This window comes from Novosphingobium sp. PP1Y, assembly GCF_000253255.1.
GTDB lineage: Bacteria > Pseudomonadota > Alphaproteobacteria > Sphingomonadales > Sphingomonadaceae > Novosphingobium.
Genome location: NC_015580.1, coordinates 1040020 through 1065903, shown reverse-complemented (window position 1 = coordinate 1065903; position 25884 = coordinate 1040020). Strand labels below are relative to the sequence as shown.

General features: G+C 64.6%; 17 protein-coding genes. 4 read left to right on the top strand and 13 right to left on the bottom strand.

What is annotated here, in order from left to right; genetic code table 11:
• Nucleotides 1-8 precede the first annotated feature (8 nt).
• The 9 genes from PP1Y_RS11165 to PP1Y_RS11125 all read right to left on the bottom strand — a co-directional run bounded on the left by PP1Y_RS11165 (nucleotide 9) and on the right by PP1Y_RS11125 (nucleotide 13831).
• The gene (locus tag PP1Y_RS11165; RefSeq protein ID WP_041558784.1) at nucleotides 9-1061 is read right to left on the bottom strand and encodes an ABC transporter permease; all 1053 of its coding nucleotides are present in this window, start codon (nucleotides 1059-1061) and stop codon (nucleotides 9-11) included.
• A gap of 28 nt (nucleotides 1062-1089) precedes the next feature.
• Entirely contained in the window at nucleotides 1090-2517 is a 1428-nt protein-coding gene (locus PP1Y_RS11160) for a CmpA/NrtA family ABC transporter substrate-binding protein (protein WP_148274952.1), read from the bottom strand.
• A 223-nt stretch (nucleotides 2518-2740) separates the two neighbouring features.
• A complete protein-coding gene (locus tag PP1Y_RS11155) occupies nucleotides 2741-3949 on the bottom strand; it encodes a CmpA/NrtA family ABC transporter substrate-binding protein (RefSeq protein WP_013832322.1) in 1209 nt (402 codons plus the stop codon).
• Nucleotide 3950: 1 nt separating this feature from the next.
• A complete protein-coding gene (locus PP1Y_RS11150; RefSeq protein WP_041559243.1) occupies nucleotides 3951-4529 on the bottom strand; it encodes an ANTAR domain-containing response regulator in 579 nt (192 codons plus the stop codon).
• A gap of 129 nt (nucleotides 4530-4658) precedes the next feature.
• On the bottom strand, nucleotides 4659-6464 hold the full coding sequence (gene glgX / locus PP1Y_RS11145) for a glycogen debranching protein GlgX (protein WP_013832320.1): 1806 nt from the start codon (nucleotides 6462-6464) through the stop codon (nucleotides 4659-4661).
• Nucleotides 6461-7930, bottom strand: a complete 1470-nt coding sequence (glgA, locus tag PP1Y_RS11140) for a glycogen synthase GlgA (protein WP_013832319.1) — start codon at nucleotides 7928-7930, stop codon at nucleotides 6461-6463. The genes glgX and glgA overlap by 4 nt, the downstream gene beginning before the upstream one ends.
• A 4-nt stretch (nucleotides 7931-7934) precedes the next feature.
• Complete coding sequence (gene glgC / locus PP1Y_RS11135) at nucleotides 7935-9197, bottom strand: glucose-1-phosphate adenylyltransferase (protein ID WP_013832318.1); 1263 nt, start codon at nucleotides 9195-9197, stop codon at nucleotides 7935-7937.
• 15 nt (nucleotides 9198-9212) lie between these two features.
• A complete protein-coding gene (glgB, locus tag PP1Y_RS11130) occupies nucleotides 9213-11387 on the bottom strand; it encodes a 1,4-alpha-glucan branching protein GlgB (protein ID WP_013832317.1) in 2175 nt (724 codons plus the stop codon).
• Nucleotides 11384-13831, bottom strand: a complete 2448-nt coding sequence (locus tag PP1Y_RS11125) for a glycogen/starch/alpha-glucan phosphorylase (RefSeq protein ID WP_013832316.1) — start codon at nucleotides 13829-13831, stop codon at nucleotides 11384-11386. Before PP1Y_RS11125 ends, glgB begins: the two co-directional genes overlap by 4 nt.
• Before the next feature lie 212 nt (nucleotides 13832-14043).
• Between PP1Y_RS11125 and PP1Y_RS11120 the strand changes: the two genes are divergently transcribed.
• The 3 genes from PP1Y_RS11120 to PP1Y_RS11110 all read left to right on the top strand — a co-directional run bounded on the left by PP1Y_RS11120 (nucleotide 14044) and on the right by PP1Y_RS11110 (nucleotide 18860).
• Nucleotides 14044-15657 (top strand): alpha-amylase family glycosyl hydrolase, encoded by a 1614-nt coding sequence (locus PP1Y_RS11120; protein WP_013832315.1) that lies wholly within the window; start codon nucleotides 14044-14046, stop codon nucleotides 15655-15657.
• A gap of 84 nt (nucleotides 15658-15741) precedes the next feature.
• Entirely contained in the window at nucleotides 15742-17019 is a 1278-nt protein-coding gene (locus PP1Y_RS11115; protein ID WP_013832314.1) for a sodium:proton antiporter, read from the top strand.
• A 2-nt stretch (nucleotides 17020-17021) separates the two neighbouring features.
• Nucleotides 17022-18860, top strand: a complete 1839-nt coding sequence (locus PP1Y_RS11110) for a DUF389 domain-containing protein (RefSeq protein WP_041558782.1) — start codon at nucleotides 17022-17024, stop codon at nucleotides 18858-18860.
• 7 nt (nucleotides 18861-18867) lie between these two features.
• Here PP1Y_RS11110 and PP1Y_RS11105 read toward each other — a convergent pair whose 3' ends face one another.
• Together PP1Y_RS11105 and PP1Y_RS11100 are read right to left on the bottom strand one after the other, a co-directional pair.
• Nucleotides 18868-19224, bottom strand: a complete 357-nt coding sequence (locus PP1Y_RS11105; protein ID WP_013832312.1) for a PilZ domain-containing protein — start codon at nucleotides 19222-19224, stop codon at nucleotides 18868-18870.
• A gap of 168 nt (nucleotides 19225-19392) precedes the next feature.
• Nucleotides 19393-20748 carry a GntP family permease gene (locus PP1Y_RS11100; protein ID WP_041559240.1) on the bottom strand — a complete coding sequence of 452 codons (1356 nt, stop codon included), beginning with the start codon at nucleotides 20746-20748 and terminating at the stop codon, nucleotides 19393-19395.
• Nucleotides 20749-20960: 212 nt separating this feature from the next.
• Between PP1Y_RS11100 and PP1Y_RS11095 the strand changes: the two genes are divergently transcribed.
• Nucleotides 20961-22271 carry an HD-GYP domain-containing protein gene (locus PP1Y_RS11095; protein WP_013832310.1) on the top strand — a complete coding sequence of 437 codons (1311 nt, stop codon included), beginning with the start codon at nucleotides 20961-20963 and terminating at the stop codon, nucleotides 22269-22271.
• A gap of 98 nt (nucleotides 22272-22369) precedes the next feature.
• Here the strand turns inward: PP1Y_RS11095 and PP1Y_RS11090 are convergent, their stop codons facing one another.
• Nucleotides 22370-24151 (bottom strand): SLC13 family permease, encoded by a 1782-nt coding sequence (locus PP1Y_RS11090; protein WP_013832309.1) that lies wholly within the window; start codon nucleotides 24149-24151, stop codon nucleotides 22370-22372.
• Nucleotides 24152-24167: 16 nt separating this feature from the next.
• The gene (locus PP1Y_RS11085) at nucleotides 24168-25733 is read right to left on the bottom strand and encodes a carbon-nitrogen hydrolase family protein (RefSeq protein ID WP_013832308.1); all 1566 of its coding nucleotides are present in this window, start codon (nucleotides 25731-25733) and stop codon (nucleotides 24168-24170) included.
• Between the last annotated feature and the right edge of the window lie 151 nt (nucleotides 25734-25884).

The following is a 25884-nucleotide window of genomic DNA, read 5'->3' as shown; positions in this document are numbered from 1 at the left end:
GTTGACGATCAGATCGTGTGGTTACGGTTGGCGAGCGACTGGAGCATCATCATGATCCGGTCGAGCAGGAAGCCGATCAGGCCGATCACGATCACCGCGAACATGATCCGGGCAAGCGACTGGCTGGAACCGTTCTGGAACTCATCCCACACGAACTTGCCGAGGCCAGGGTTCTGGGCGAGCATTTCCGCGGCGATCAGCACCATCCAGCCCACGCCCAGCGAGAGGCGCATGCCGGTGAAGATGTAGGGAAGCGAGCTGGGCAGGACGAGGCGGGTCAGCTTCGCGAACCAGCCGAGCTTGAGCACGCGGCCGACGTTGAGCAGGTCCTTGTCTATCGAGGCACTGCCGATGGCGGTATTGATCAGCGTCGGCCACAGCGAGCAGAGCATAACGACAATGGCCGAGATGACGAAGCTCTTGGCCAGCATCGGGTCGGCGCTGGAAACCGTCGCCGAGACGACCATGGTCACGATCGGCAGCCAGGCGAGCGGGCTGACCGGCTTCATGATCTGCACCAGCGGATTGATCGCGGCGTTGAACATCGGCGAAAGGCCCGCGGCAAGGCCGATGGGCACGGCGAACACCGTGGCCAGGATGAACCCGAGCGCGACCGTCTTGAGCGAGGTCAGCACCTGGTCGAGAAAGGTCGGCGGGCCGGCATAGTTAAAGGCCACAGCCTGGGTTCCCGCCGCGATGCGGCCTTCCTGCGCCTCGTAGAACTCGGCCTTGGCGACATTCGCTGCCTGCCATTCATCGTACAGGGCAACACCCTGCTCGGCGACTTCCAAGGGGCCAGGAAGCGCGCCGAGCGAGGTGTCGACCTGCGGGGCGAGAGCCGCCCAGATGGCAAGGAATGCGGCGATTCCGAGGATCGGGGCAATCAGCCCCTTGCCGAATTTCGCAATGACGTCCTGCACCTTGGCCAGGACTGCCGCCGGCGCGGCCTTTTCGGCCTTGCTTTCGGACGCAGCCGGCTCGGTTGCAGCTTGGGTCACGGCGTTCTCCGACTGGGCCTGAGCCATTCCCTTCGGCTCTACATCGGCAAAGGCGGTTGCCATCGAAATTCTCCTCGGATTAGCTTGGGTGTCAGCCGCCGGTCACGCCGGAAGCCGTCACCTTCTGGCCCTTCTTCAGACCGATCTTGAGCGACTGGATATAAGCATTCGGCTTGTGGCCATCGTAGGGGATGTGATCCATGAAGCCGTTGTCGACCGGCTTGAAACCGTCGGTTTCGGGGATCGCATCGGCAGGGATCACGCCCTTTTCGGCAAGGCCCTTGGCAGCTGCCAGATAGAGGTCGGGACGATAGACGGCCTTGGCCTGGTCGATGTACCACTGGTCATCGTGATCCTCGGGGATCTGGCCCCAGCGGCGCATCTGCGTCAGATACCAGATCGCGTCCGAATAGAACGGATAGCCGGCGTTCTTGTCGAAGAAGATGTTGAAGCCCGGCGCATCGCGGGTATCGCCCGGCTCGAACGTGAACTTGCCGGTCATCGATGCGGCGATCACCTTCTCGTCAGCGCCCACATAGTTGGGCTGCGAGAGGATCTTCACCGCCTCGGCGCGGTTCTTGCCGCCATCGGCATCGAGCCACTGCTGCGCCTTGATGATTGCACGCAGCATGGCTGCGGTCGTGCCCGGATACTTCTCGGCGAAATCCTTGCGCAGGCCGAAGACCTTCTCGGGGTTGTCATGCCAGACTTCGTTGTCGGTGATGATCGGCACGCCGATCTTCTTCTGCACCGCCGCCTGGTTCCACGGCTCGCCCACGCAATAGCCTTCGATGGTGCCGGCCTCGAGCGTGGCAGGCATCTGCGGCGGCGGGGTAACCGAGAGCTGGACGTCCGCGTCGACCGTGCCGCCGACATCGCCGGGCGTGTAAAAGCCCGGGTTCAGGCCGCCGGCGGCAAGCCAGTAGCGCAGCTCGTAGTTGTGGGTCGAAACCGGGAAGACCATGCCCATGTTGAAGGGCTTGCCCTGCTGCTTGAAGCTGGCGACGACCGGCTGGAGGACCGAAGCCGAAATCGGGTGCTTGGGCTTGCCGCCTTCCATCGGAAGGCTTGGCTTGACCATGTCCCAGACCTTGTTGGAAACGGTAATGGCATTGCCGTTGAGATCGAGGCTGAGGGGGGCGATCAGGTCGGCCTTGGTGCCATATCCGATGGTGGCGGCGATAGGCTGACCGGCCAGCATGTGGGCGCCGTCAAGCTGTCCGCCGATCACACCGTCGAGCAGAACCTTCCAGTTCGCCTGCGGCTCGAGCGTGACGTTGAGGCCTTCCTCGGCGAAGAAGCCCTTCTCCTTGGCGATGGCGAGCGGGGCCATGTCCGTGAGCTTGATGAAACCGAGCTTGAGCACCGGCTTCTCGATGCCGCCCGGTGCCGCTGCAGCTTTCACCGCATCGCCCGACGGAGCCTCGCTCTTGCTGCCGCACCCGGCCAGCGCCACGCTGGCCATCAGCGCGATAACTGCAGCGCGACGTGTAAACCCGAACCCCCGCTTCATGCTCATCCGAACAAATCCCCAAGTACATCAGGCAAACGCAAAAAACCGCCTCGACGCGAACCCAAGCAGGGTTACATCGGGCGGCTGCGTTGCCACTGATTTCTGATACCCGCAGTCCGATCTTGCGATGCTCCCGTCCTTGGGAGCTGACCTTTCTGCGTGACTTGATGTTTAAGCGATTCGCCCCGCTCGCGTAAAGGCCTTTTTGCACCGCACAACGAATTTCCGCTCAGGGAAGCCGGGACAGATAGCCCTCGATGTCGCTCGGATCGAACACTTCGCCATCAAAAAACCTGTTCGGTTCCAACTGGATAGCGCCCTGCTGGGTACCAACCACCATGGACGTCTCGATGCTGCCCTCGACCTTCGAACTGGCTCCTGGCAGCGGCTCACCCGTACCCAAGAGTGCACTGCGGTAAACGTCGGGGCGGAACACGCGGGCCGCCCTTTGCGCATCCTGCGCATCGAAAGGCACGTTATCCCAGCGTACCATCTGGGTGTAGAGCCACTCCGCCTGGCTGACCCAGGGGAAGTTCGCCGCCTCGCGATACTGGAACATGAAATCGGGATAGTGGATCAGGGCGCCCCCGCGCGCGATCAGCAACTGGTCCGAGATCGCGCGGCGGATCAGTTCGGCCGATCCGTCGAGATATTCCGGACGCGCGAGAATCTCGGCATTGAGCTCCCAGTTGACCGGATCGACGAAGTGCGCACCGGCCTTGCACAAGGCGCGGATCAGGCGCTGCACGCCCTCGCGCTTCTCGTCGAGAACCTGCTCGCGCAGGGCCAGCACCTTCTCCACGCCCCGCCGCCAGATCTGCGCGGTGGATAGCACGATCTCGCCGGCGCCCTGTTCGACCGCAACCGAATTCCACGGCTCGCCCACGCAAATTCCGTCGACTTCCCCCTGCTTGAGCGCATCGGCACAAAAGGGCGGCGGAACCGTTGTGATGTCGACGTCGATGTCGGGCCGGATGCCGCAGCCCGCCAGCCAGTAACGCAGCATGTAGTTATGGCTGGAATAGCGATGGACGACACCGAAAGTCAGCGGCTTGCCGGCGGCCTTGCGTTCCTGGGCGATTGTCTTGAGCGCCGCGCCCACTTCGGCCGCATCGCCGATCTGCCCTTCAGGCCGGACCATCCGGGCGATCTCGGGCCGCAAGGTCACGGCATTGCCGTTGAGGCCGAGGACAAAGGGCACCGAAAGCGATTGCGCCGGACGCCCGCGGCCCAGCGTCGCGGCAATCGCCAGCGGAGCGACGAGATGCGCGGCATCGCTGTGGCCATAAAGCAGACGATCGAGCACGGTCGCCCAGCTCATGTCCTTCACCAGCGAAAGCGTGACGCCCTCTTCCTCGGCAAAGCCATGTTCCTTTGCCAGAATCGGCAGACACGCATCCACCAGAGGCAGGAAGCCGACGGTCAGCTCGGTACTCACGTCAATGATCCCCCATCAGCCGGTCGGCCGTCACAATGGCCTCGGCGATATCGACTATGCGCTTGCCCTGGTTCATCGCCGCCTTGCGCAGTTCTGCATAGGCCTTCGGTTCGGGCAAGCCCCTGCTGTTCATCAGAATGCGCTTCGCCGCATCGATGGTTTCGCGTTCGGCCAGCTTGCCCTTGGCCGCGGCGAGGTCGTTCTGAAGGCGCGAAAAGGCATTGAAGCGCGTGATTGCCAGATCGAGGATCGGCCGAATACGGTTGGGCGCCAGGCCGTCGACGACGTAGGACGAGACGCCTGCCTCCACCGAAGCGGCAATGGATTCGTCGTCCGACTCGTCGACGAACATCGCGATCGGCCGGTCGAGCGCCCTGCTCACCGAGAAATACTCTTCCAGCACGTCGCGCGAGGGGTTGCCGAGGTCCATGAGGACGATGTCGGGATTGATCTCGCCGATCCGCGCCAGCAGGCCCCGGCGCTCCGTCAGGACAAAGATCTCGCAATCATCCAGGGCGACCAGCCCCTCCTGGATGATCGAGGCGCGCGCGGCGCTTTCGTCGATGACGGCAATTCGCATGATCACCCCATTGTGCAGCGCAGCAGCGCCGTTTGGCAAGTAGCCAGATGCTCGATGCCCCCCCGGGCGGATGCGGCTCATTGCGGCAAAGCGCCCGAATGGCAAGCGTAGAGTGCCGATCAGGCCGATTCAGATCGCGGCGAGGCGCACTTCGCGATCATGGCGGCGCACCTCCACGCGAATGCCGCCGTCCTGTTCGCGCGCTTCGTAGACGAACCCTTCGCTATGCGGGTTCTCCCAGTCGGCCACGGACTTGGGCTCGCCGTCGAGCCTGTGCCATGCGACCGTATCGGGAAAGCGCGCAAACCACGCGCGCCGCTTCGCCCGGACCAGCGAGAGCCGGGCGACATGATCCTCCAGAGCGAGATCGCGGCTTTCCCAGTCGATCCAGCCGATTTCGTTGTCCTGGCAATAGGCGTTATTGTTGCCCTGCTGGGTGCGGCCGAATTCGTCGCCCGCCGTCAGCATGATCGTCCCGGTCGAGGCGAACAGCGTACCGAGAAGCGCGCGCAGGTCATGGGCGCGCCTTGCCAGCACGTGGGGATCGTCCGTCGGACCTTCGGCGCCGTTGTTCCAGCTGTAATTCTCGCCGTGCCCGTCCCGGTTCTCCTCGCCGTTGGCCTCGTTGTGGCGGTGCGCGTAGGAAACCGTGTCCGCCAGCGTGAAGCCGTCGTGCGCGGCAAGAAAGTTGACCGAGCGGCAATCGGCATGGGGCCAGTGCGGCCCGAAGATGTCGGAAGACCCTGCCAGCCGGGTGGCCAGCTTGCCCACGCCCTCCTCCTCGCGCCAGAACCGGCGGACGTCGTCGCGGAAGCGGTCGTTCCATTCCAGCCAATGCGCCGGAAAATTGGCGAGCTGGTAGCCGCCCGGGCCGATATCCCAGGGCTCGGCGATCAGCACCCGGCTCGACAGCAGCGGGTCGTCCTCGATCTCGGCGAAGATCGGCGCGGCGGGATCGAAGCCCGGCCCGCGCGCAAGGATGGGGGCGAGATCGAAGCGAAAACCGTCGACGCCGCACTGACTGACGAAATGGCGCATGGCATCGAGCGCGATCCGGCGCACTGCCGGATTGGCGAAGTCGAGCGTATTGCCGCAGCCGGAATCGTTGATCAGCGCGCCATCCGGTGCGCGGCCATAGACGGCATCGTCGAGACCGCGCATCGAGATCACCCCGCCCTCGACATCGCTTTCGCCGGTATGGTTGAAGACCAGATCGAGCAGGACGCCGATCCCCTCGGCATGAAGCGCCGCGACTGTCTTACGCAGTTCGGCCACGCCACCGGGACACAGGCCGGGATCGAGCGCCATCATGGCTACGGGGTTGTAGCCCCAGGCGTTCACGAGGCCGAGCGGCGGCAAGTGCCGCTCGTCGATCCACGCCACTACCGGCATCAGTTCGACAGCCGTGACATGGAGCTTTTTCAGGTGTGCCACTACCGCCGGATGCGCCAGCGCCGCCACGGTCCCGCGCAGGCGCCGGGGTACGTCGGGATGGCGCATCGTGAAGGCGCGCACATTAATTTCGTAAACCAGTCCGCCGGCGGCGAAGCGCGGCGTCTCGACCGGCACGGATGGCTGGCTCGCGGGAACGCGCGCCTTGGGAACGATGGCGGCGGTATCCTTGCCGAAAGCAGCCAGACGCGGATCCTGACGGAAGCGGCGGTCCAGTTCCACGGCATAAGGATCGACCAGCAGCTTGGCAGGATCGAACCAGCAGCCCTGCTCCGGCGCCCACTTTCCTGCGGCACGGTAGCCATAGCGCGCGCCGGACAGGTCTTCCGGCAATTCGAGCGTCCAGACTTCGCCATCGCGCGCCATTTCATGGCGGGTTTCGCTGCGGCCTGTGAACAGGCACAGCCAGACACGTTCGGCCCTCGGAGAGCGCACCGCAAAACGCGTGGTGCCTTCCCGAACCCTCGCGCCGAGCGGGATCATGCGATCAGCGAACGATAGAGGTCGGCATAGGCCTTGCCGCTTGCCTTCCAGGAAAAGTCGCACTTCATCGCATTCTTCTGGATCTTCTGCCAGACCTCGGGCTGGCGATAGAGATCGACCGTTCGGGTCAGCGCGGCGGCCAGGGCATCGTAGGTCACGCCGTCATGCTGGATGCCGGTGGCGCAGCCCGCGGCAAGCGCGGCCGGGTTGGCGTCGATCACCGTGTCGGCCAGACCGCCGGTGCGCGAGACAACCGGGATGCAGCCATAAGCCAGGCCATAAAGCTGGGTCAGCCCGCAAGGCTCGAAGCGCGAAGGCACAAGGATTGCATCGCCCCCGCCCTGCATCCGGTGCGACAGGTCCTCGTCGTAACCGATGCGGATGCCTATCCGGCCGGGGTGACGCGCGGCGCCTTCGAACAGCTGATGTTCGATATGGGGATCGGCCGAGCCGAGCAGCGCCAACCTGCCGCCGATGCCGACGAGGTGGTCGAGCACTTCGGGCAGGACGTCCATGCCCTTCTGCCAGGTCAGGCGACTGACGACGATGAACAGCGGGCCATCGTCCTCGTCGAGATCGAAATCGGCTTCCAGCGCGCGCTTGTTCGCCATGCGCCGCTCCAGCGTACGCGCCGTGAAGGTAGAGGCCAGCGCCTTGTCGGTGGCGGGATTCCACACATCGGTGTCGATGCCGTTGAGGATGCCCGAAACCGCATTGCCGCGCGCGATGATCAGGCCCTCCAGCCCCATGCCGAACGTCCCGGAGCGGATCTCACGCGCGTAAGTGGGGCTGACCGTGGTCACTGCATCGGCCGAGGCGAGCCCCGCCTTCAACATGCCGACGCCGCCGTGATACTCCACGCCGTCCATCGTCCAGGCCTTGGGCGGCAGGCCGAGCTGCGCGAAGATCTCCCGACCGAACCAGCCCTGGAAGGCCATGTTGTGGATCGTCACCACCGATGGGATGCGCGCAACGCCATAGGGCGCGAAGCGCAGATAGGCGCAGGCCATCGCAGCCTGCCAGTCGTGCGCATGGACGAGGTCAAAGCCCTGCGGCTTGCCGCGCCTTATCATGGCGCCCCCGGCAATATCGGCTGCAGCGCGGCCAAGCGCTGCAAAACGCCGCCAGTTGTCGCTCCAGTCCTTGCCCGAAACGTCGCTGTACGGTGCCCCGTCCCGCGTGAAGAGTTCGGGCGCATCGAGCACCAGCAGCGGATGCTCTGCGCCCTTGGCGCCGATCTTGCCCGACAACAGCCGCGCCGGCGAACCGAGCAGCGAATCCCACTGGTGCACCGCCCTGGCCCGGGCCAGGGCCTTGAGCACGGAAGGGTAACCGGGAAGCAGGGTCGTCATCGCCACGTCGTGATCGGCCACGGCACCCGGAAGCGCCCCGGCCACGTCGGCCAGACCGCCCGTCTTGATCAACGGAACCGCTTCGGAAGCGACGCTCAGGACTTTCAACGTCACGCCCTTACTGCTCCAGTCGATCGATCATCGGCTTGGTGATGAGGCACACCCCGTTCTCGGTACGGCGAAAGCGTCGGCCATCGAGAACCGGGTCCTCGCCCACGACGAGACCCTCAGGGATACGCACGCCGGAATCGATGATGACCCGGCTTAGCCGCGCCTTGCGGCCGATATTGCAGTACGGCAGGATCACCGCTTCATCGACGCTGGAATAGCTGCCCATCTTGACCCCGGTGAACAGCAGAGACCGGCGCGCGGTGGCGCCCGAGACGATGCAGTCGTTGGAGATCAGCGAGGAGATCGCCATGCCGCGCCGCCCTTCCTCGTCATGGACGAACTTGGCCGGTGCGGCGACCACCGCATCCGACCAGATCGGCCAGTCGCGATCGTACATGTCGAGCTTTGGCACGGTGTCCGTCAGGTCGAGGTTGGCCTCGAAATAGGCATCCACCGTACCGACGTCGCGCCAGTACTCCTCGATCTCCTCGGCCGCGCGAATGCACGAATTCGTGAAACGGTGGGCCTGCGCTTTCCCGTGCTTGACGATGTAGGGAATGATGTCCCCGCCGAAATCGCGCTTGGAATTGGGATCGTCGGCATCACGGCGCAGCTGGTCGAACAGGAATTCGGTCTCGAAGACGTAGATGCCCATCGAAGCGAGCGCCATGTCCTCCTGCCCGGGAATGCCCGGCGGGTCGGCCGGTTTCTCGACGAAGGCAGTGATGCAATCGTCCTTGTCCACGTGCATGACGCCGAAACCGGTCGCCTCCATGCGCGGCACGACAAGACAGCCGACAGTGACGTCCGCGCCCGAGTTGACGTGCTGCTGCAGCATCAGCTCATAGTCCATCTTGTAGACGTGGTCCCCGGCGAGGATGACCATGTACTTCGGCCCGTGGGCGGCAATGATGTCGATGTTCTGGAACACCGCATCGGCCGTGCCTTCGTACCACAGCATTTCGGAAATGCGCTGGCTGGCGGGCAGGATGTCGAAACTCTCGTTGCGTTCGGGGCGCATGAAGTTCCACGCCCGCTGCATGTGGCGGATCAGGCTATGCGCCTTGTACTGCGTGGCGACGCCGATGCGGCGAATGCCCGAATTGATCGCATTGGAAAGGGCGAAGTCGATGATCCGCGTCTTCCCGCCGAAATAGACCGCAGGCTTGGCGCGATTGTCTGTCAGTTCCGCCAGACGGCTGCCCCGCCCACCGGCAAGGACATAGGCCATGGCATCGCGCGCAAGCGGCTGACCGATCGGACTTCTCATCACCCCTCTCCTGCTTCAGCCCGCATATTCGAGCATGATAGTACCCAGCGGCGGCAAGGTCACCGTCGCCGCACCGCCTTCGGACTTCACCTGCCCCAGGTTCCCCTTGCCCGATCCGCCGTAATGCGCGGAATCGCTGTTGAGGATCTCGTTCCACTTGCCCTCGTGCGGCAGCGGCACGCGATACCCGCTACGCAGCGCCGGGGTCATGTTGGATATCACCGCAACCGGCTTCGCGCCCGGCGCCTTGCGCAGCCACGCGAAGACCGAATTCTGGGAATCGTCGACGATGAGCCATTCAAAGCACCCCGCGTCGCAATCGCCTGCATGAAGCGCGGGCTTCTGGCGGTAGAGGCGATTGAGATCCTTCACCAGATTGCGGATGCCTTCGTGCGCGGGGGCGTCGCACAGTTCCCAGTCCAGCGCGCGCTCCTCGCTCCATTCGCGGCGCTGGGCGAATTCCTGCCCCATGAACAGCAGCTTCTTGCCGGGATACCCCCACATGAGCGCATAGTAGGCACGCAGGTTGGCGAACTTCTGCCAGTCGTCGCCGCTCATCTTGTTGAGCAGCGAGCCCTTGCCGTGGACGACCTCGTCATGGCTGAGCGGCAGGACGAAGTTCTCGCTGAAGGCGTACATCAGGCCAAAAGTGATGTCCTGATGGTGATAGCGCCGGTGCACGGCATCGCGGCTCATGTACTGCAACGTATCGTGCATGAAGCCCATGTTCCACTTGAAGCCGAAACCCAGCGCGGTCGGCCGTTCCCCTTCTGCGGAGTCGTAGGCAGGCTGGGTGACGCCGGGCCATGCAGTGGATTCCTCGGCGAATGTCATAAAGCCGGGATGCGTGCCGTAAAGCGCGCGGTTGGTGGCGCGCAGGAAATCCACCGCTTCCCAGTTCTCTCGCCCGCCCTGCGGGTTGGGTATCCATTCGCCGGCCTTGCGCGAGTAGTCGCGGTAGAGCATCGAGGCGACGGCATCCACGCGCAGCCCGTCGACATGGTAGCGTTCGGCCCAGAACAGCGCATTGTTGACAAGGAAGCTCGACACCTCGCGCCGGCCGAAATTGTAGATCAGCGTGTTCCAGTCCGGATGATAGCCGAGCCTGGGGTCCTCGTGCTCGTAAAGCGCGGTGCCGTCGAAGCGGACAAGTCCATGTTCGTCGGTGGGAAAGTGCGCCGGAACCCAGTCGAGGAGCACGCCGATGCCGGCGCGGTGCGCCCCGTCGACAAACCGCGCAAAGCCTGCCGGTTCGCCGAAGCGCGCGGTCGGCGCGAACAGGCCGGTCGTCTGGTAGCCCCACGAGGGATCGTAGGGATGCTCGCTGATCGGCAGGAACTCGATATGGGTAAAGCCCATGTCGACAACATAGGGGATGAGACGATCGGCCAGTTCATCCCAATTCAGAAACCAGTTCCACTGGTCGCGCTGCCACGAGCCGGCATGGACCTCGTAGATCGAGATCGGCACCTTGCGCGGATCGACCGAAGCCCAGTGCGAACGATGCGCCTCGTCGCCCCAGTCCAGCTTGGCCGGGTGCGCCGTCATCGAGGCGCTCTTGGGGCGGATCTCGGCCATGAAGGCGAAGGGATCGGCCTTGAGCGGCTGCACCGCGCCGTCGGCCCCGACGATGCGGTATTTATAGGCGCGGTAGTCGCCGATGTCGGGAATGAAGATCTCCCAGACGCCGATGTCCTTGCGATGACGCATGACATGGCGCGCAGGGTCCCAATCGTTGAAATCGCCTACCACGCTGACGAGGCGGGCATTGGGCGCCCAGACCGCAAAGTGGACGCCGCTCGCCCCCTGGTGATCGATGATGTGAGCGCCCAGCTTGTCGAACAGGCGCTGGTGCGTTCCTTCCGCGATCAGCAGGTCATCGAGCGGGCCGAGCACCGGCCCGAAGCTGTAGGGGTCTGTGACGAGCCAGTCGTGCTCGCCGGCGCTGCAGCGGTAGCGCACCGGCTGCGGTTTGCCTGCCAGTTCCCCTTCGAACAGGCAGCGGTCATCGACCTTGTCGAGCGTGCCGAGAGCCTTGCCGTCGAGACTGAAGGCCTCGACCGTATCGGCCCCGGGCAGGATCGCCCGCGCGAAACTGCCAGTGGGACCGGAATACAGACCAAGCAACGAAAATGGATCGGCGTGAGAACCTAGAAGAAGGGATTCAAGGGCGCTCTTCGTTGGCTTCACATCACCTTCCAGATGTCTTTGGCGTATTCCGAGATGGTCCGGTCAGAGGAAAACCAGCCGACATTGGCGATGTTGCGGATCGCCGCCGCACGCCAGCCGGCCTTGTCCTCCCAGCGCGCGTCGACCGAACGCTGGGCCGCGGCATAACTATCGAAGTCGGCCGCGCACATAAACCAGTCGTGGTCGTAGATGCCGCCGACAAGGCCTGTGTAGCGGTTCGGATCGTCGGGCGAAAACACGCCCGAGGCGATGGCGGAAAGCGCCTGCCCCAGTTCGCGCGACCCTTCGATGACTTCGCGCGGATTGTACCCATCGGCACGCTTTTCCGCCACCTCTTCGGCAGTGAGACCGAAGATCACGATGTTTTCGTCGCCGACGTGGTCCCTGATCTCGACATTGGCGCCGTCGAGCGTGCCGATGGTCAGCGCGCCGTTGAGCGCGAACTTCATGTTGCCGGTGCCCGAGGCTTCCATGCCCGCAGTCGAGATCTGTTCCGACAGGTCGGCCGCGGGGATGATCCGTTCGGCCAGGCTGACGTTGTAGTTGGGCACGAACACAACCTTGAGCAGCCCGCCTACGGACGGGTCGGCGTTGACCCTGCGCGCGATGTCGTTGGCCAGTTTGATGACGAGCTTGGCGTTGTGATAGCTCGGCGCGGCCTTGCCGCCGAAGATCTTCACGCGCGGAATCCAGTCGCGCTCGGGATGGCTGCGAATCTGGTCGTAGAGCGCCACCGTCTCGATCAGGTTCAGGAGCTGGCGCTTGTATTCGTGGATGCGCTTGATCTGGACGTCGAACAGGGCATCGGGATCGAGGCGGATACCCATGGTGCGCTTGATGTAGTCGGACAGCGCAACCTTGTTCGAGCGCTTTACTTCGGCGATCCGCTCACCCAGCGCGGCATCGCCGGCCAGGGCATTGAGGGCCGTCAGCTTCGCGGCATCGTCGAGGAATTCGTCGCCGATCGCGTCGCGGATGACCTTGGTCAGCCCGGGATTGCACTGCTGCAACCAGCGCCGCGGAGTGACGCCGTTGGTCTTGTTGTTGATCCGATCCGGATAAAGGCGGTGCAAGTCGGCAAAGACCGTCTCCTTCATCAGTTCGGTATGCAGTGCGGCCACGCCGTTGATCGAATGGGCCCCGGCAAAGGCGAGGTTGGCCATGCGCACGCGCCGCTCTCCGCCTTCGTCGATAAGCGAGATCGCCGCGATCTGCGCGTCGTCGCAGCCCGCCTTGCGCGCCTCGCGCAGGACCCGGCTGTTGATTGCATAGATGATCTGCATGTGGCGCGGCAGCAGCCGTTCGAACAGCGGCAGCGGCCAGGATTCCAGCGCTTCGGGCAGCAGGGTGTGATTGGTGTAGGAAACGGTCTTCTGGCACAGCGCCCAGGCCTCGTTGAACTCCAGCCCGTGTTCGTCGACGAACAGGCGCATCAGTTCGGCCACCGCGACCGAAGGGTGCGTATCGTTGAGCTGGATCGCGGCTTTTTCCGGCAGGGTCCGGATGTCGTTCTCGTATTGCATGTGCCGGCGCACGATGTCCTGCACCGATGCCGCAGTGAAGAAGTACTCCTGCCGCAGCCGCAGTTCCTGCCCGGCCGGGGTCTGGTCAGCCGGATAGAGCACGCGCACGAGGCTGTCGGCCCGCACCTGCTCTTCCAGCGCGCCGAAGTGGTCGCCCGCATTGAAGGCATCGAGCCGGATCGGATCGAGCGGACTCGCGGTCCACAGGCGCAGGGTGTTCACCCGCTTGCCGCGCCAGCCCACGACCGGGGTATCGACGGCCGTCGCCTCGACCGCCTCGGCCGGATTCCAGGTCACGTGGTCGCCCTTGGCCACGACCTCGCCGCCAAAGCCGATCCGGTAGGAACATTCCATCCGGTCGAATTCCCAGGGGTTGCCGTGGGCCAGCCAGGTCTCGGGCAATTCGACCTGCCAGCCGTCGCTGATGCGCTGGCGGAACATGCCGTTCACGTAGCGGATGCCATAGCCGTAAGCGGGAATGTCGAGCGTCGCGAGGCTTTCCATGAAGCAGGCGGCAAGGCGCCCGAGCCCTCCGTTGCCGAGCGCCGCGTCGGGTTCCAGCTCCTCCAGCTCGGCAAGGTCGAGGCCGTGGGCCCGCAGAGCCTGCTCCATCTGGCGGGTCATGCCCATGTTGGACAGCGCATCGCGCAGCAGCCGCCCGATCAGGAACTCCATCGAGAGGTAGTACACCCGCTTGTCGCCGGCATCGTAGGTGCGGCGCGTCGATTCGATCCAGCGGTCGATAATGGCATCGCGCAGGGCATAGATCGACGCATTGTACCAGTCGTGCTTCTTGGCCGCCTTTTCGTCCTTGCCGATGCGGTGACGCAGGACCCGGACGATATGTTCGTCGAACTCCGACTGGAACGCGGTCTTGGAAGCGAGGACAGGATCAGTAGCCACGGGCGCACTCCTGAACATGCCGTCCGGGCCGCCCGTACAGGCGCCAGGATGCGGCACCGATTATCGCCGATACGGGGGCGACACCCTCCTCTCGATCCCAATCTTCCGATACATGGCTAGCACAGCCCCACCGCTCTACAAGAGCCATTGTGCAGTGCCGCAAAAAATTTGCGCGCAGCGTCAATCGGTGATCTATGTTCGCGCTGAGCCCCCAGCCGCGAAAGGTGCGCATGAGCCTGCCCGAGACCGCCCATTCGACGCCCTGGTGGAAGGGCGCCGTGATCTACCAGATCTACCCGCGCAGCTTTCAGGATTCGAATGGCGACGGCATCGGCGACCTGCCGGGAATCACCCGGCGGCTTGACCATGTCGCTGCGCTGGGCGTCGATGCCATCTGGATCTCGCCCTTCTTCACCTCGCCGATGCGCGATTTCGGCTACGACGTGGCCGACTATTGCGATGTCGACCCGATCTTCGGCACCCTCGCCGACTTCGACGCACTGGTCGCACGCGCGCACGAGCTGGGCCTCAAGGTCATCATCGACCAGGTCTATGCCCATACCTCGGACCTGCACCCGTGGTTCACCGAGAGCCGCGCCTCGCGCGAAGGCGACAAGGCCGACTGGTACGTCTGGCACGATCCCCGGCCCGACGGGGGACCGCCGAGCAACTGGCAATCCGTGTTCGGCGGCCCGGCATGGACCTGGGACGCCCGCCGCCGCCAGTACTACATGCACACGTTCCTCAAGGAGCAGCCGCAGCTCAACATGCATGAACCGGCGGTGCAGCAGGCCGTGCTGGACGTTGCGCGGTTCTGGCTGGACCGCGGAGTCGACGGGTTCCGCCTCGATGCGCTGAACCACGCGATGCACGACCCGCTGCTGCGCGACAATCCGCCTGCGCCGGAGGATGGCCGCGTCCGGACCCGGCCCTTCGATTTCCAGCTCAAGACCTACAGCCAGTCGCACCCAGACATGGTCCATTTCGTGCACAGGCTGCGCGCGCTTTGCGACGAATATGGCGCGGGCGCGATCCATACCGTGGCCGAGATCGGCGGCGACGAACCGCAGGCCGACCGGCGCGCCTATACCGCGGGCGAGAATCGCCTCAACAGCGCCTACGGCTTCGACTTCCTCTATGCCCCGCTGCTGAGCGCCGATGTCGTTGCCGCGACGCTCGAGCGCTGGACCGAAGGACCGGATGACGCGGGCGGCTGGCCGAGCTGGGCTTTCGAGAACCACGACGCACCGCGCGCCGTCTCGCGCTGGTGCGCCGGAGGCGACATGGCCCGTTTCGCCCGTACCAAGCTGGCCCTGCTACTCGCCCTGCGCGGCAATGCAATCATCTACGAAGGCGAGGAACTGGGCCTCGAACAGGACACCATCCCCTACGATCTGCTGCAGGACCCGGAGGCAATCGCCAACTGGCCGCTGACACTGTCACGCGACGGGGCCCGCACGCCGATGCCCTGGGACGAAAGCTGGCAAGGCGGGTTCACCACGGGCACGCCCTGGCTGCCCCTCTCGCCGCAGAACCTCTCACGCGCGGTCTCGCGGCAGGAAGACGATCCGCAATCGCTCCTGCAGTTCACGCGCAGGCTTCTTGCCTTGCGCAAGGCCCATCCCGCACTGCGGCTTGGCGATCTCACCGATTGCCGGGCGCAAGGCAACCTGCTGTCGTTCATCCGCAGCTTGGGCGAAACGCGCATCCTGTGCCTCTTCAACCTTGGCGAAGAGCCGGTCGCACTGCCCGAAGCGGCGCAGGGCGAAGTGCTGCTGCTGGTGAACGGGGGCGGCGACGGCGCCCTTCCCGGCTTCGGCTCGATCTGGCTGGAACTGGGCTGACGCGGCGGCGCGTGAACGCTGGTGCCCGCCGATTCCGTCCGGGCGAGCTAGGAAATCGTTGCAGGTCAGGCTAATGTCCCGCCCATGCATGACCTGACCGCGTTCGACGCCGCCGCGATCCTCATCGTCCTTGCTGCCGGGCTCGGTTACTTCAACTACCGCGTTCTCAAGCTCCCTTCGACCGTCGGACTGACGGTCATGGGCACGCTCGCCTCGCTGCTGATCGTCGCTTACGACAAGCTGGTGCCCAGCAGCAGCATGGCCGAGAAATTCGGGCGCTTCCTCAACGACATCGACTTCAGCACCACGCTGATGGAGGGGATGCTCTCGTTCCTGCTGTTCGCCGGTGCGATGCACGTGAGCTGGTCGAACATGCGCAAGGGCCGCTGGCCGATCCTGGTCTTCAGTACCGTGGGCGTAGTCCTGTCGACGGCAATCGTCGGCTTCGCCTTCCACTACCTGACCATGCTGCTCGGCCTCACCGTGCCCCTGATGTGGAGCCTCGTCTTCGGCGCGCTGATATCGCCGACCGACCCGGTTTCGGTCATGGCGGTGATGAAGCGTGCGGCCATGCCCGATACCCTGCAGGCCACGGTCGCGGGCGAGAGCCTGTTCAACGACGGCATCGGCGTCGTCGTCTTCACCATCCTCGTCTCGCTGGCGACCGGCGCCGAGACCTTCAGCTGGTCCTTTGCCATCGGACATTTCGTGCAGGAAGCGCTGGGCGGCGCAGTGCTGGGCCTCGTGGTCGGCTGGATCGGCTACGTCGCGATGAAATCCATCGACGAGTACAACATCGAGGCAATGATCAGCCTTGCCGTCGTGATGGGCGGCTACAGTCTTGCCATGGCGCTCCATGTCAGCGGACCGGTAGCGATGGCGGTCGCCGGCCTGATCATCGGCAATGCCGGTGTCGCCCATGCCATGAGCGACGTGACGCGCGACTACATCATCAAGTTCTGGGCGCTGATCGACGAGATTCTCAACGCCGTCCTGTTCCTGCTGATCGGCCTCGAAGTCATCGCCCTCGAATTCGAAAACACGTATATCCTCGCCGGGCTCGGCGCGATCGTGATCGTGCTCATCGCCCGGATGATTGCGGTCGGCGTACCGCTGGCAGCCATGAAGAGGATGATCGACATGGGTCCGCTCGCCTTTCCCACGCTGGTCTGGGGCGGACTGCGCGGCGGCATTTCGGTGGCGCTCGCGCTGGCCCTGCCCGCCTCGGTCATTCGTGACGAACTGCTGGTCGTCACCTACATCGTCGTCCTCTTCGCGGTCGTCGCGCAGGGCAGCACCATCTCCGGCCTGATCAGCCACATCAGGAACCGCCAGGCAACGGCCCCGGCACAGAAAGCCTGACCATGAACGACACCCCGACGGCCATGCCCGACGACCCTTTGCCGGGTCAGTCGAACCCATCCGGCGCTGGCCGGTCTTCCCCGCACGACGCACGCGAACCCAACGCCGCATTCGCCAGCCGGGTCGAAGCCGCCTGGAAGAAGCGGCCCATGTGGATACGCCGCGCCGAGGCATTCGTGCACCTCATGCGCCTGCGCCTGGCCCACGCGGTGCTGTTGCCGCAATTGACGCCGGATCAGGCCTACGACTTGCGCCAGCACGTGCGCAAGGACGGGGAACTGACCAACGGCTATATCCTGATGTCCGCACTCGCCGCAGGCATTGCCACGCTCGGCCTGCTGCAATCCTCGACTGCTGTCGTGATCGGCGCGATGCTCGTCTCGCCGCTGATGGCGCCGATCGCCTCGATGGGCTTCGGCTTCGCCTCGCTCGACGGCCATCGCATCCGCGACGCGGCCAAGGTGGTGGCGGTGGGCGCGGCCATCGGCATCCTTACCGGAATGCTGCTGACATGGCTTTCGCCGATCCGCAACGCCACGCCCGAGATCCTCGCGCGCACCGAACCCAACCTGCTCGACCTCGCCATCGCGCTGTTTTCGGGGATTGCCGGCGGCTACTCGACGGTGATCGGCAAGGGGGGCACTGCCATCGGCGTTGCCATCGCCACTGCGCTGATGCCGCCGCTGACCGTCATCGGCTACGGCATCGGCGTGTTCCAGCCGATGTTCGCGATGGGCGCGCTGCTCCTCTTCCTGACCAACCTTGCCGCGATCACTTTCGCCTTCGCGCTCATCGCGCGGCTATCCGGGGCTGCCCGTCCCTTCGGCAAGGTCGAATGGACGCCGCGCTACGTGACCATCCTTGTCGCGGCCTTCCTCGCCCTCGGCACGCCGCTGTCGATGACGCTGATGAAGCTGTCGACCGAGGCCAAGATCCGCACCGCCGCGCGGGCCGCGATCCTGCAGGCTTGCGGCACCAAGGGCGTCACCATTGCCCAGCTCGACGTCAAATCCGGCGTGTTCAGCGCGCCCTCGGTCGACGCCCTCGTGATCGCCCGCAGCTATACGACCAATGCCGAAGCCTCCGCCGAGGAGCTGATCCGCAAGGCCCTGGGCGACGAGGTGACTATCAACCTGCAGCAGGTTCTGGCCGCCGACGTGCAGGCCCAGACCCGAGCCATGGTCGATGCGGCGATGGAGCGCACGGCGGCCGGCATCGCGGCAGACGTCCCGCCGTTCAATGCCATCCGCCAGAGCGTGGGCCTGCCCACGCGCTCGGTATGGAGCGACCGCGCCCAGCGGATGGTCTATGTCGAACCGATACCAGCGCCCGGCTGGACCCTGGCGGACTATCGCACGACCGAACAGGCTGCGAGCAAGGAGACGCAGGGCTGGACAGTCCGAATAGTGCCGCCGGCACAGGCCGTCATGAACGTTGCCCTGTCAGGCGAGAACGGCAGGAAGCACCCGGAAGGCGCGATTTCCGCCGATCTGGCGCTATGGGCGCTCCAGCGCTGGGGCATGGCCAGGGTTTCGGTTTCAAGCGAAGACGAGGAACACCTCGGCGCCCTGGTGAAGTTCTTCTCCGATGCCGGGATCGAAGTGCAGGTCCAGCATCCGGTGCCCGCCCCGGGCGCCTCGCCAAAGCCGAAGGACACGGTCAGGCCGGGACAGGCGACGGATGAGGAAAGCGAAATGCTGGTGCCCACGGCGACAGTCAGGGTCTATGGGCAAAGCCCTTCGCAACAGGCTGCCGAAGCTGCACGCGCCACCGCTCAGAAGGCGGCAGCGGATAAAGCCGCGGCGCAGGACGCCGCGGGGCAGCAGACTTCGGGGCGATAGACCGCTATCAGGCAATCATCCGAAGCGGCGGCGAAGCTGAATTGCGCACCGAAGTCAGGAACGTGCGGTGGTTGCGGTGCAAGTGCTCGACGACCGGCGCATAGAGTGGCTGGACGAAGCGGATGCCAGCCTCGCGGCCAATGACCCAGCGCACTTCACCGCCCAGTCCTTCGAGCATTTCGGGGCGGACCACGACGATGTCGCCGACCCGCAAGGTCACCGCGCAGCTCTTGATCCGGCAACCGCCGGTGGAAATGTCATATACCATCACCTGGTCGCGAAACCCGTTGCGCAGGCGGCAGACGGCAGGGACCATGACGGACAACCTCTCTGCCTGGCGCGATGCGCGATCACCCTGATCCATTCCTGAAACTCCGACCCGATTTTATCTGCCGGGCAGATGCGACCCTTCGCCCGGCTCATGATCGGATAGGACGGCGACGGCGAAACAAGGTTAATAGGGGCAGGCCCTGAGTTCACCCTTAGGATTGCAGGAATACTGAGAGTCCGGCGGGCTGGCCGCCGGTTCCTGTCAGCCAATCGCGAAAAGCGCGATCGCGACGGCAAGGCCGATCGTCGGCACCACGACGGTGAGCAGGCCCACTGCAGGATAGGCATCGCGGTGGGTCTCCCCGCAGATCGCCCGGATCGTCGTTACCACGTAGCCGTTGTGCGGCAGACTATCGAGCGCGCCGCTGGCAATGGCCACGGTACGGTGGAGTTGCGAAGGGTCCGCGCCCATGGCCAGATAGCCGGGTGCCAGCAAGGGCAGCGCGATCGACTGGCCGCCCGAAGCAGATCCGGTAAGCCCCGCGATTACGGTCACCGCAATGGCCGCGCCGATCAGCGGATCGCCCGGCAGGTGCTGGACGGCATCGAGCGCCGCCTGAAATGCGGGCGACAGCGATGCCACGGCCCCGAAGCCGACGACCGCGCAAGTATTGGTGATCGCCACCACCGCCCCGGTCGCCCCGCGCGAAAACGCGGCGGGCATCGCCCCGCGCGAGCGCAGGCCGATCAGGACCGCGATTGCCGTGCCCGCGCCCAGCGCGACGACCAGCGCCCATTTGCCCAGCGACGCGCCGGGCAGCAGCGCCGCCAGACCGGCTATCGCCTGCGGATACTGGAAAAGCATGAAGACGCCGAGCACGGCGACAAGCGGCAGGATGCACAATAGCGGATGGGGCAAGTGCCGGTCGGCGGAACTGGTATCGTCGCCCGGCCTGCTCTCGAAGCGCTCACCGCGCGCCACGGCCCGCTTCACCATGCGGTCGAGCAGGAAATAGCCCAGGCCCGCCATCAGCAACGCGACGACGAGGCTGACCTGCCAGCCGGCGTAGGCGTCGGTACCCAGATACTGCATCGGGATCAGGTTCTGTATCTCGGGAGAACCCGCGCTCGTCATCGTGAAGGTCACCGAACCGAAGCAAAGCGCGCCAGGGATGAAGCGGCGCGGCATGTCTGCCTCGCGGAAAAGGTGCACGGCCAGGGGATAGACCGCGAAGCCGACGATAAAAACCGACACGCCCCCGTAAGTGAGGATGGCACAGGCCGCGACGACCGCGAGCACGGAGTGACGGATGCCGATTTTCCTGACAACCCAGTGCGCCACGCTGGCAGCCGCACCGCTTGCACCCATGACTTCGCCGAAGATTGCGCCCAGCAGGAACATCAGGAACCAGTCGCCGAAGAATCCGGTGAAGCCTTTCATGTAGGCAGTCGCGAAATCCGGCGCGCCTTGGGCAGCGAGCGGGGGCAACCACGCCAGCCCGCTCGTCCACGCGACGATCGCGGCGGCAATGGGCCCGGCAAGAAGGATGTTCACGCCCCGCACCGTCATCCAGATCAGCAGGATCAGGGCTCCTGCAAGACCGATGGCACTGATCAAGACCTCATTCTCCCTCAAGCATTGCCCGTCTTCGGCGAACGCGCGCATCCCTTGCGGATTTATCGCGTGTTGTCCTCATGTTGCAGTGACGGGCGCGGCTTGTCCATGAAGCAATGTGTCAGTTGGTTAAACGACCGTTACCCAAAGAAACCATAACCTCTTTTAACGCTATGACCCGTAACCTGCGGCTACTGACAAAACTTGGCGGTCGCATGGCGTTAAAGAAAATTTCCACGTCCCAGGTCGAACTGGGCATGTTCATTCACGGTTTTCAGGGAAATTGGCTGAGCCATCCCTTCTGGAAGGCCCGCTTCGTCTTGAGCGATGAAGACAAGCTCGAGACCTTGCGGGCAAGCAAGCTGGACGCCATCATCATCGACACCGATCGCGGCATCGACCTGCCCGCAAACGAGGACAGGGCTGCAGCGACCGTGGTTTCGGCGCCGCGCCCGAACGGCACCATGCAGTCCCGCCAGTTCGAAAGCCGCACGATGCCCCGCCCAGCCCCCGTCATCGCGCGTCCGACCGGCGGCGATTCAGCCGCGTTCAGGTCGGGGCCCGTTCCCATGGCGCGCGAATTCGGCAAGGCCCGGCAAACTGCAGGCAAGGCACGCAAGGTCATCTCCAAGGTCTTCCTCGAGGCACGCCTCGGCAAGGCGCCGCGGGTTGCCGAAGTGACTCCTGTAGTCGAAGACATCTACGCCTCGATCCAACGCAATCCTTATGCCTTTTCCGGCCTGATGCGTTGCAAGGCGGAAAGCGAGACGATCTACCAGCACATGCTCTCGGTCAGTGCGCTGATGATCTCACTGGCCCGGCAGATGAAGCTGTCGCCCAACGACACGCGCAATGCCGGGATGGCCGGGCTGCTGCTCGACGTCGGCGTGAGCCGGCTCTACGTCAACATCGATCCCCACGCGGGCGGCATCAGCGCGATCCCCAGCGACGTCTGGCATCGCCATCCCTACATCGGCAAGGACCTGCTCGAAGCGGCAGGAGAAGTTCCAGAGGACGTACTGAACGCGGTGATGCGCCATCACGAACGGCTGGATGGAACCGGCTTTCCGCAAAACCTCTCCGGCTCGCAGGTCGACCTTCTCTCACGCATGGCTGCGGTCTGCGACACGTACGACCACATCGTCTCGGGCATGCTCAACGGGCATGCGGCGGACCCTGCCAATGCCATGCAGGAACTGATCGAGATGCGCGACGTGTTCGACGGCGAAGTGCTGGACCGCTTCGTCGAGGCGCTGGGCGTCTATCCGGTCGGCTCGTTCGTGCTGCTGCGTTCTGAACGGATCGCCATGGTCATCGACCAGAACCCCGAAGAGCCCGCCGCGCCGACGGTGCGCACTTTCTACTCGCTGGCGAACCGCAAGCGTATCGTGCCCAAGACGATCGTGCTGTCCAACTGCTTCGGCGAGGACGCGATCATCGGCGTGGAATCGCTGGACGGTCTGGGCCTGCCCCCGGTGGAGGAACTGCGCGAGCAGATCCTGACCGGAAAGTCCGCTCAGGACTAGGACGCAGGCGCTGCAATTGCGCAACTGCCCGTCGCCTCGGCGCCGTCCGGGATAACAGGTAGTTCCGGGATGACTGGCAGTCAGTCGGTGACTGGCGCCTAGATTCCGTACCAGTAAACCAGCGTGGTCGAAAGCGCGGCGACCATGATCAGCACCAGCGGGATGCCCGAGCGCAAGTAGTCCGCGAAACGGTAGTCACCCTCGGTCAGGATCATCATGTTGGTCTGGTAGGCGACCGGGGTCGCGTAGCACAGGTTGCAGCCGAACAGCACCGCCAGCACCAGCGGCTCGGGCGGCAGGTTGAGCTGGCTGGCGATGTTGAAGGCGATAGGGGTGCCCACCGCCGCTGCCGCGGTGTTCGAGGCGAAGTTGGTGAGCATGGTGACGAAGACCATGATCGCGGCCAGCACGCCTGCGGGCGGCAGGTACTGCAGGCCGCTTGCCAGCAGTCCGCCCATCCATGCCGCGGCGCCCGAGACGAGGATGAACTTGCCGAGCGCAATCGAGGCGGCGACAAGGACGATGACCTGCGCTGACAGCGCCCGCCCCACCCTCTCGAAGCGTACGCACCCCGTCACGAACATCAGGATCGCACCGGCCAGCGAGGAAATCGCGATCGGCACGAGACCGACGCTGGCAAGGCCGACGGCGCCGGCCATGATCGCAAGCGCGACCGGAGCCTTGGTGGAACGCGTCACTTCCTGCCCGCCTTCCAGCTGCAACAAGCCGTCGCTCTCCGCAAAGCGGCGCAGATCGCCGGCCATACCCATGACCAGCATCACGTCGCCTTCCATCATGGGTGCATCGGGCGAATGCAGGCGGGTATCGCGGAACGGCTGGCGGGCGTGGTGGATGCCCAGCAGCGCCACGCCGACGAAGCCTGCCGTCTTGGGCGTCAGGCCGATCAGGCGGCTGTCGGGAGCAATGATCATCTCGGCGACCATCAGATCGTCGCCGGTGCGGCTGGAATTGGCGCGAATGCGCTCCAGCAGCCAGGTCGGCGCGAGCTTCGCGGAGAGCTTGCGGGCGGCCTCCTGCAGGTCTTCCAGCGTGCCCGAGGCCATGACCCGGCGGTCGACCGAGCCGTTCGCGCCGACCGGCAGCCAGACGCTCACCCCGGCAGGTACGTTGCCGCGCACTTCCTCGATGGTCTTGCCGCGCATCGGCGAATCGCCCTCGACCCGCAGCTTGGCAAGAAACGTGCGGCTCTCGACCGCCACGGCCTTGGTATTGTCGGGGAGCAGCCGCGGCATGACCAGCCAGATGTAGGGCAGCGCGAAGACCATTGCGCACAGAACAATCGGGGTGAAGTGGAAGACCGTGAGCGTCTTCATGCCCAGGTCCTGCGCGATCGAGACGACCAGCAGGTTCGTCGAGGTGCCGATGGTCGTCGCCATGCCGCCGATCAGGATCGCGGCATTGACCGGGATCAGCGTCTTCGATGCCGGCATGCCCCCGCGCCCCGCCAATTGAGCCAGAATCGGGATCATCAGCACCAGCACCGGAGTGTCGTTGATGATCATCGAGAGGAACATGCACATGACCACTGTCAACAGCAGGCCAATCGACCGGTTGTATTGCCATACCCTGGCCAGTGCCCGCGCCGCCGGGTCCAGTGAGCCGGTCACGACCAGCCCTCGACCGAGGATCATCAGCGAACAGATCGTCACCAGCGCGTAGTGCCCGAACCCCTCGAAGGCGAGCGCCAGTCCTGCATACTTGTCCTGCCCCGGCATCGGCAGGACGTAGAGCAGGAGCGCGATCGAACCGATCGTCAGCAGCGAAACGATTTCCACGCGCAGGGTGCCGTTGGCAAAGCCGTAGAACATCCCCAGCGCGATGAACATCGCGCCGAAGGCGTGGAGGTCTGGCAAGGCCATTGCGGGTTCCCCGGCCTCAGGCCTGCTGCTGCGTCCACTCGACCCGGTAAAGGTCGAAGCGGCGGTCGCGCAGGTTCTGGACGGTTCCCGACTGACGCGCGGTCAGCAGGGAATCGAGCGATAGATCGGCAATGGCGATGGTCTCGGTGTTGGCGGGAGCATGGGCCGCCACGCCATCGCGCGAGAAAGGAAAGTCCGAAGGCGTCAGGATCGCGCTCTCGGCATAGTGGACGTCCATGTTCTCGACGTTCGGCAGGTTGCCGACGACGCCCGAGGTCACGACGTAGACCTGGTTCTCGACCGCGCGGGCCTGGCAGCAGTAGTGCGCGCGCAGGAAGCCGCGCCGCTCGTCGGTGCAGAACGGCACAAAGAGCATGAGCGCGCCCTGATTGACGAGATGCCGCGCCAGTTCCGGGAACTCGCTGTCATAGCAGATCATGACCCCGATCGGGCCACAGTCGGTGGGAATGACATTGGCACCGTAGCCGCCCTGGATGTTCCACCACCTGCGCTCCGAGGGCGTGGGATGGAGCTTTTCCGATTCGTGCACTGCACCGTCGCGCAGGAAGGTGTAGCCGATATTGCGGATCTCGCTGCCGCCGCCTTCGCGCTTCACCTTGGTCGGGTGCGAGCCGCCGACAATGTTGACGTTGTAGCTTACCGCCATGCGCGACATGAACTCGACGAAACGGTCCGTATAAGTAGCGACTTTCTCGATCGCCTGGGCCGGCTGCAGCTTCTTCTCCTCAATGGAGAGAAGTTCGAGCGTGAACAGCTCGGGGAAGACCACGAAGTCGGACTCGTAATCCGAAGCGACGTCGACCCAGTACTCGACCTGTTCCTCGAACTGGTCGATCGTCTCGATCTTGCGCATCATGAACTGGACGGTTGCAACCCGCACCGAACTGGGCACGCGTTCCTTCAGGCCAGGCACGGCCTTGCCGGTATCGCGCGGTGCCAGCGGGTTGGTCCAGTACATCAGGACCGCGAAGCCACCCGATTCCTTGTCGTTGGGAATGTAGTCCGGCATGATTCCGCGCGGCTCGTACCCTTCGTTCATCTGGAACAGGATGACCTGGTCGCGGACTTTCTTCTCCCGCACGGCCTGCACGTAATCGGCCGGGTTGGGATACTGGCGGCGGCGGCGCGCGTAGCCGGGCATGCGCCCGGCAAAGGCGATGCCTTTGAGCTCGAAATGCTGACACAGTTCCTTGCGCTTGCGGTACAGGCGCTGGCCGATGCGCAGGCGGCGGAAGTCGGGATCGACGCAGACCTCGAAACCGTAGAGGACATCGCCGTCCACGGCCGGCGGGCGGCCATAGCCGCCGTTGCTGATCTCTTCCCAGGTATGCGGCTTGAACGCGAGATCGGCACTGACGATCATCGTCGCGCAGTGGCCGACGATCTTGCCTTCGTACTCGGCGACGAACTGGCCTTCGGGAAAGTTGATGAGCTGGCCGCGGATTTCGGCGCGGGTGAAGGAGTCGGCCTTGCCATAGACCTTGATGGACAACCGCGCGATGGCCGGAGCATCGGCAACCGTCGCTGGGCGAATGATGAGTCTTGCTTTGGTATGATCCATGTGCCGCCTTCTTACGCGCAGCCGCGCGCCGGGTTCCAGTGTCTATTGCATCGAAAGGAAAAAATCCGCGGACCGCGCCATCGAGGCTCCCGCGGCACGATGCAGTTGCGAGGTGTGGCATTTCTCACGCGCGACCATGGGACATTGCCCA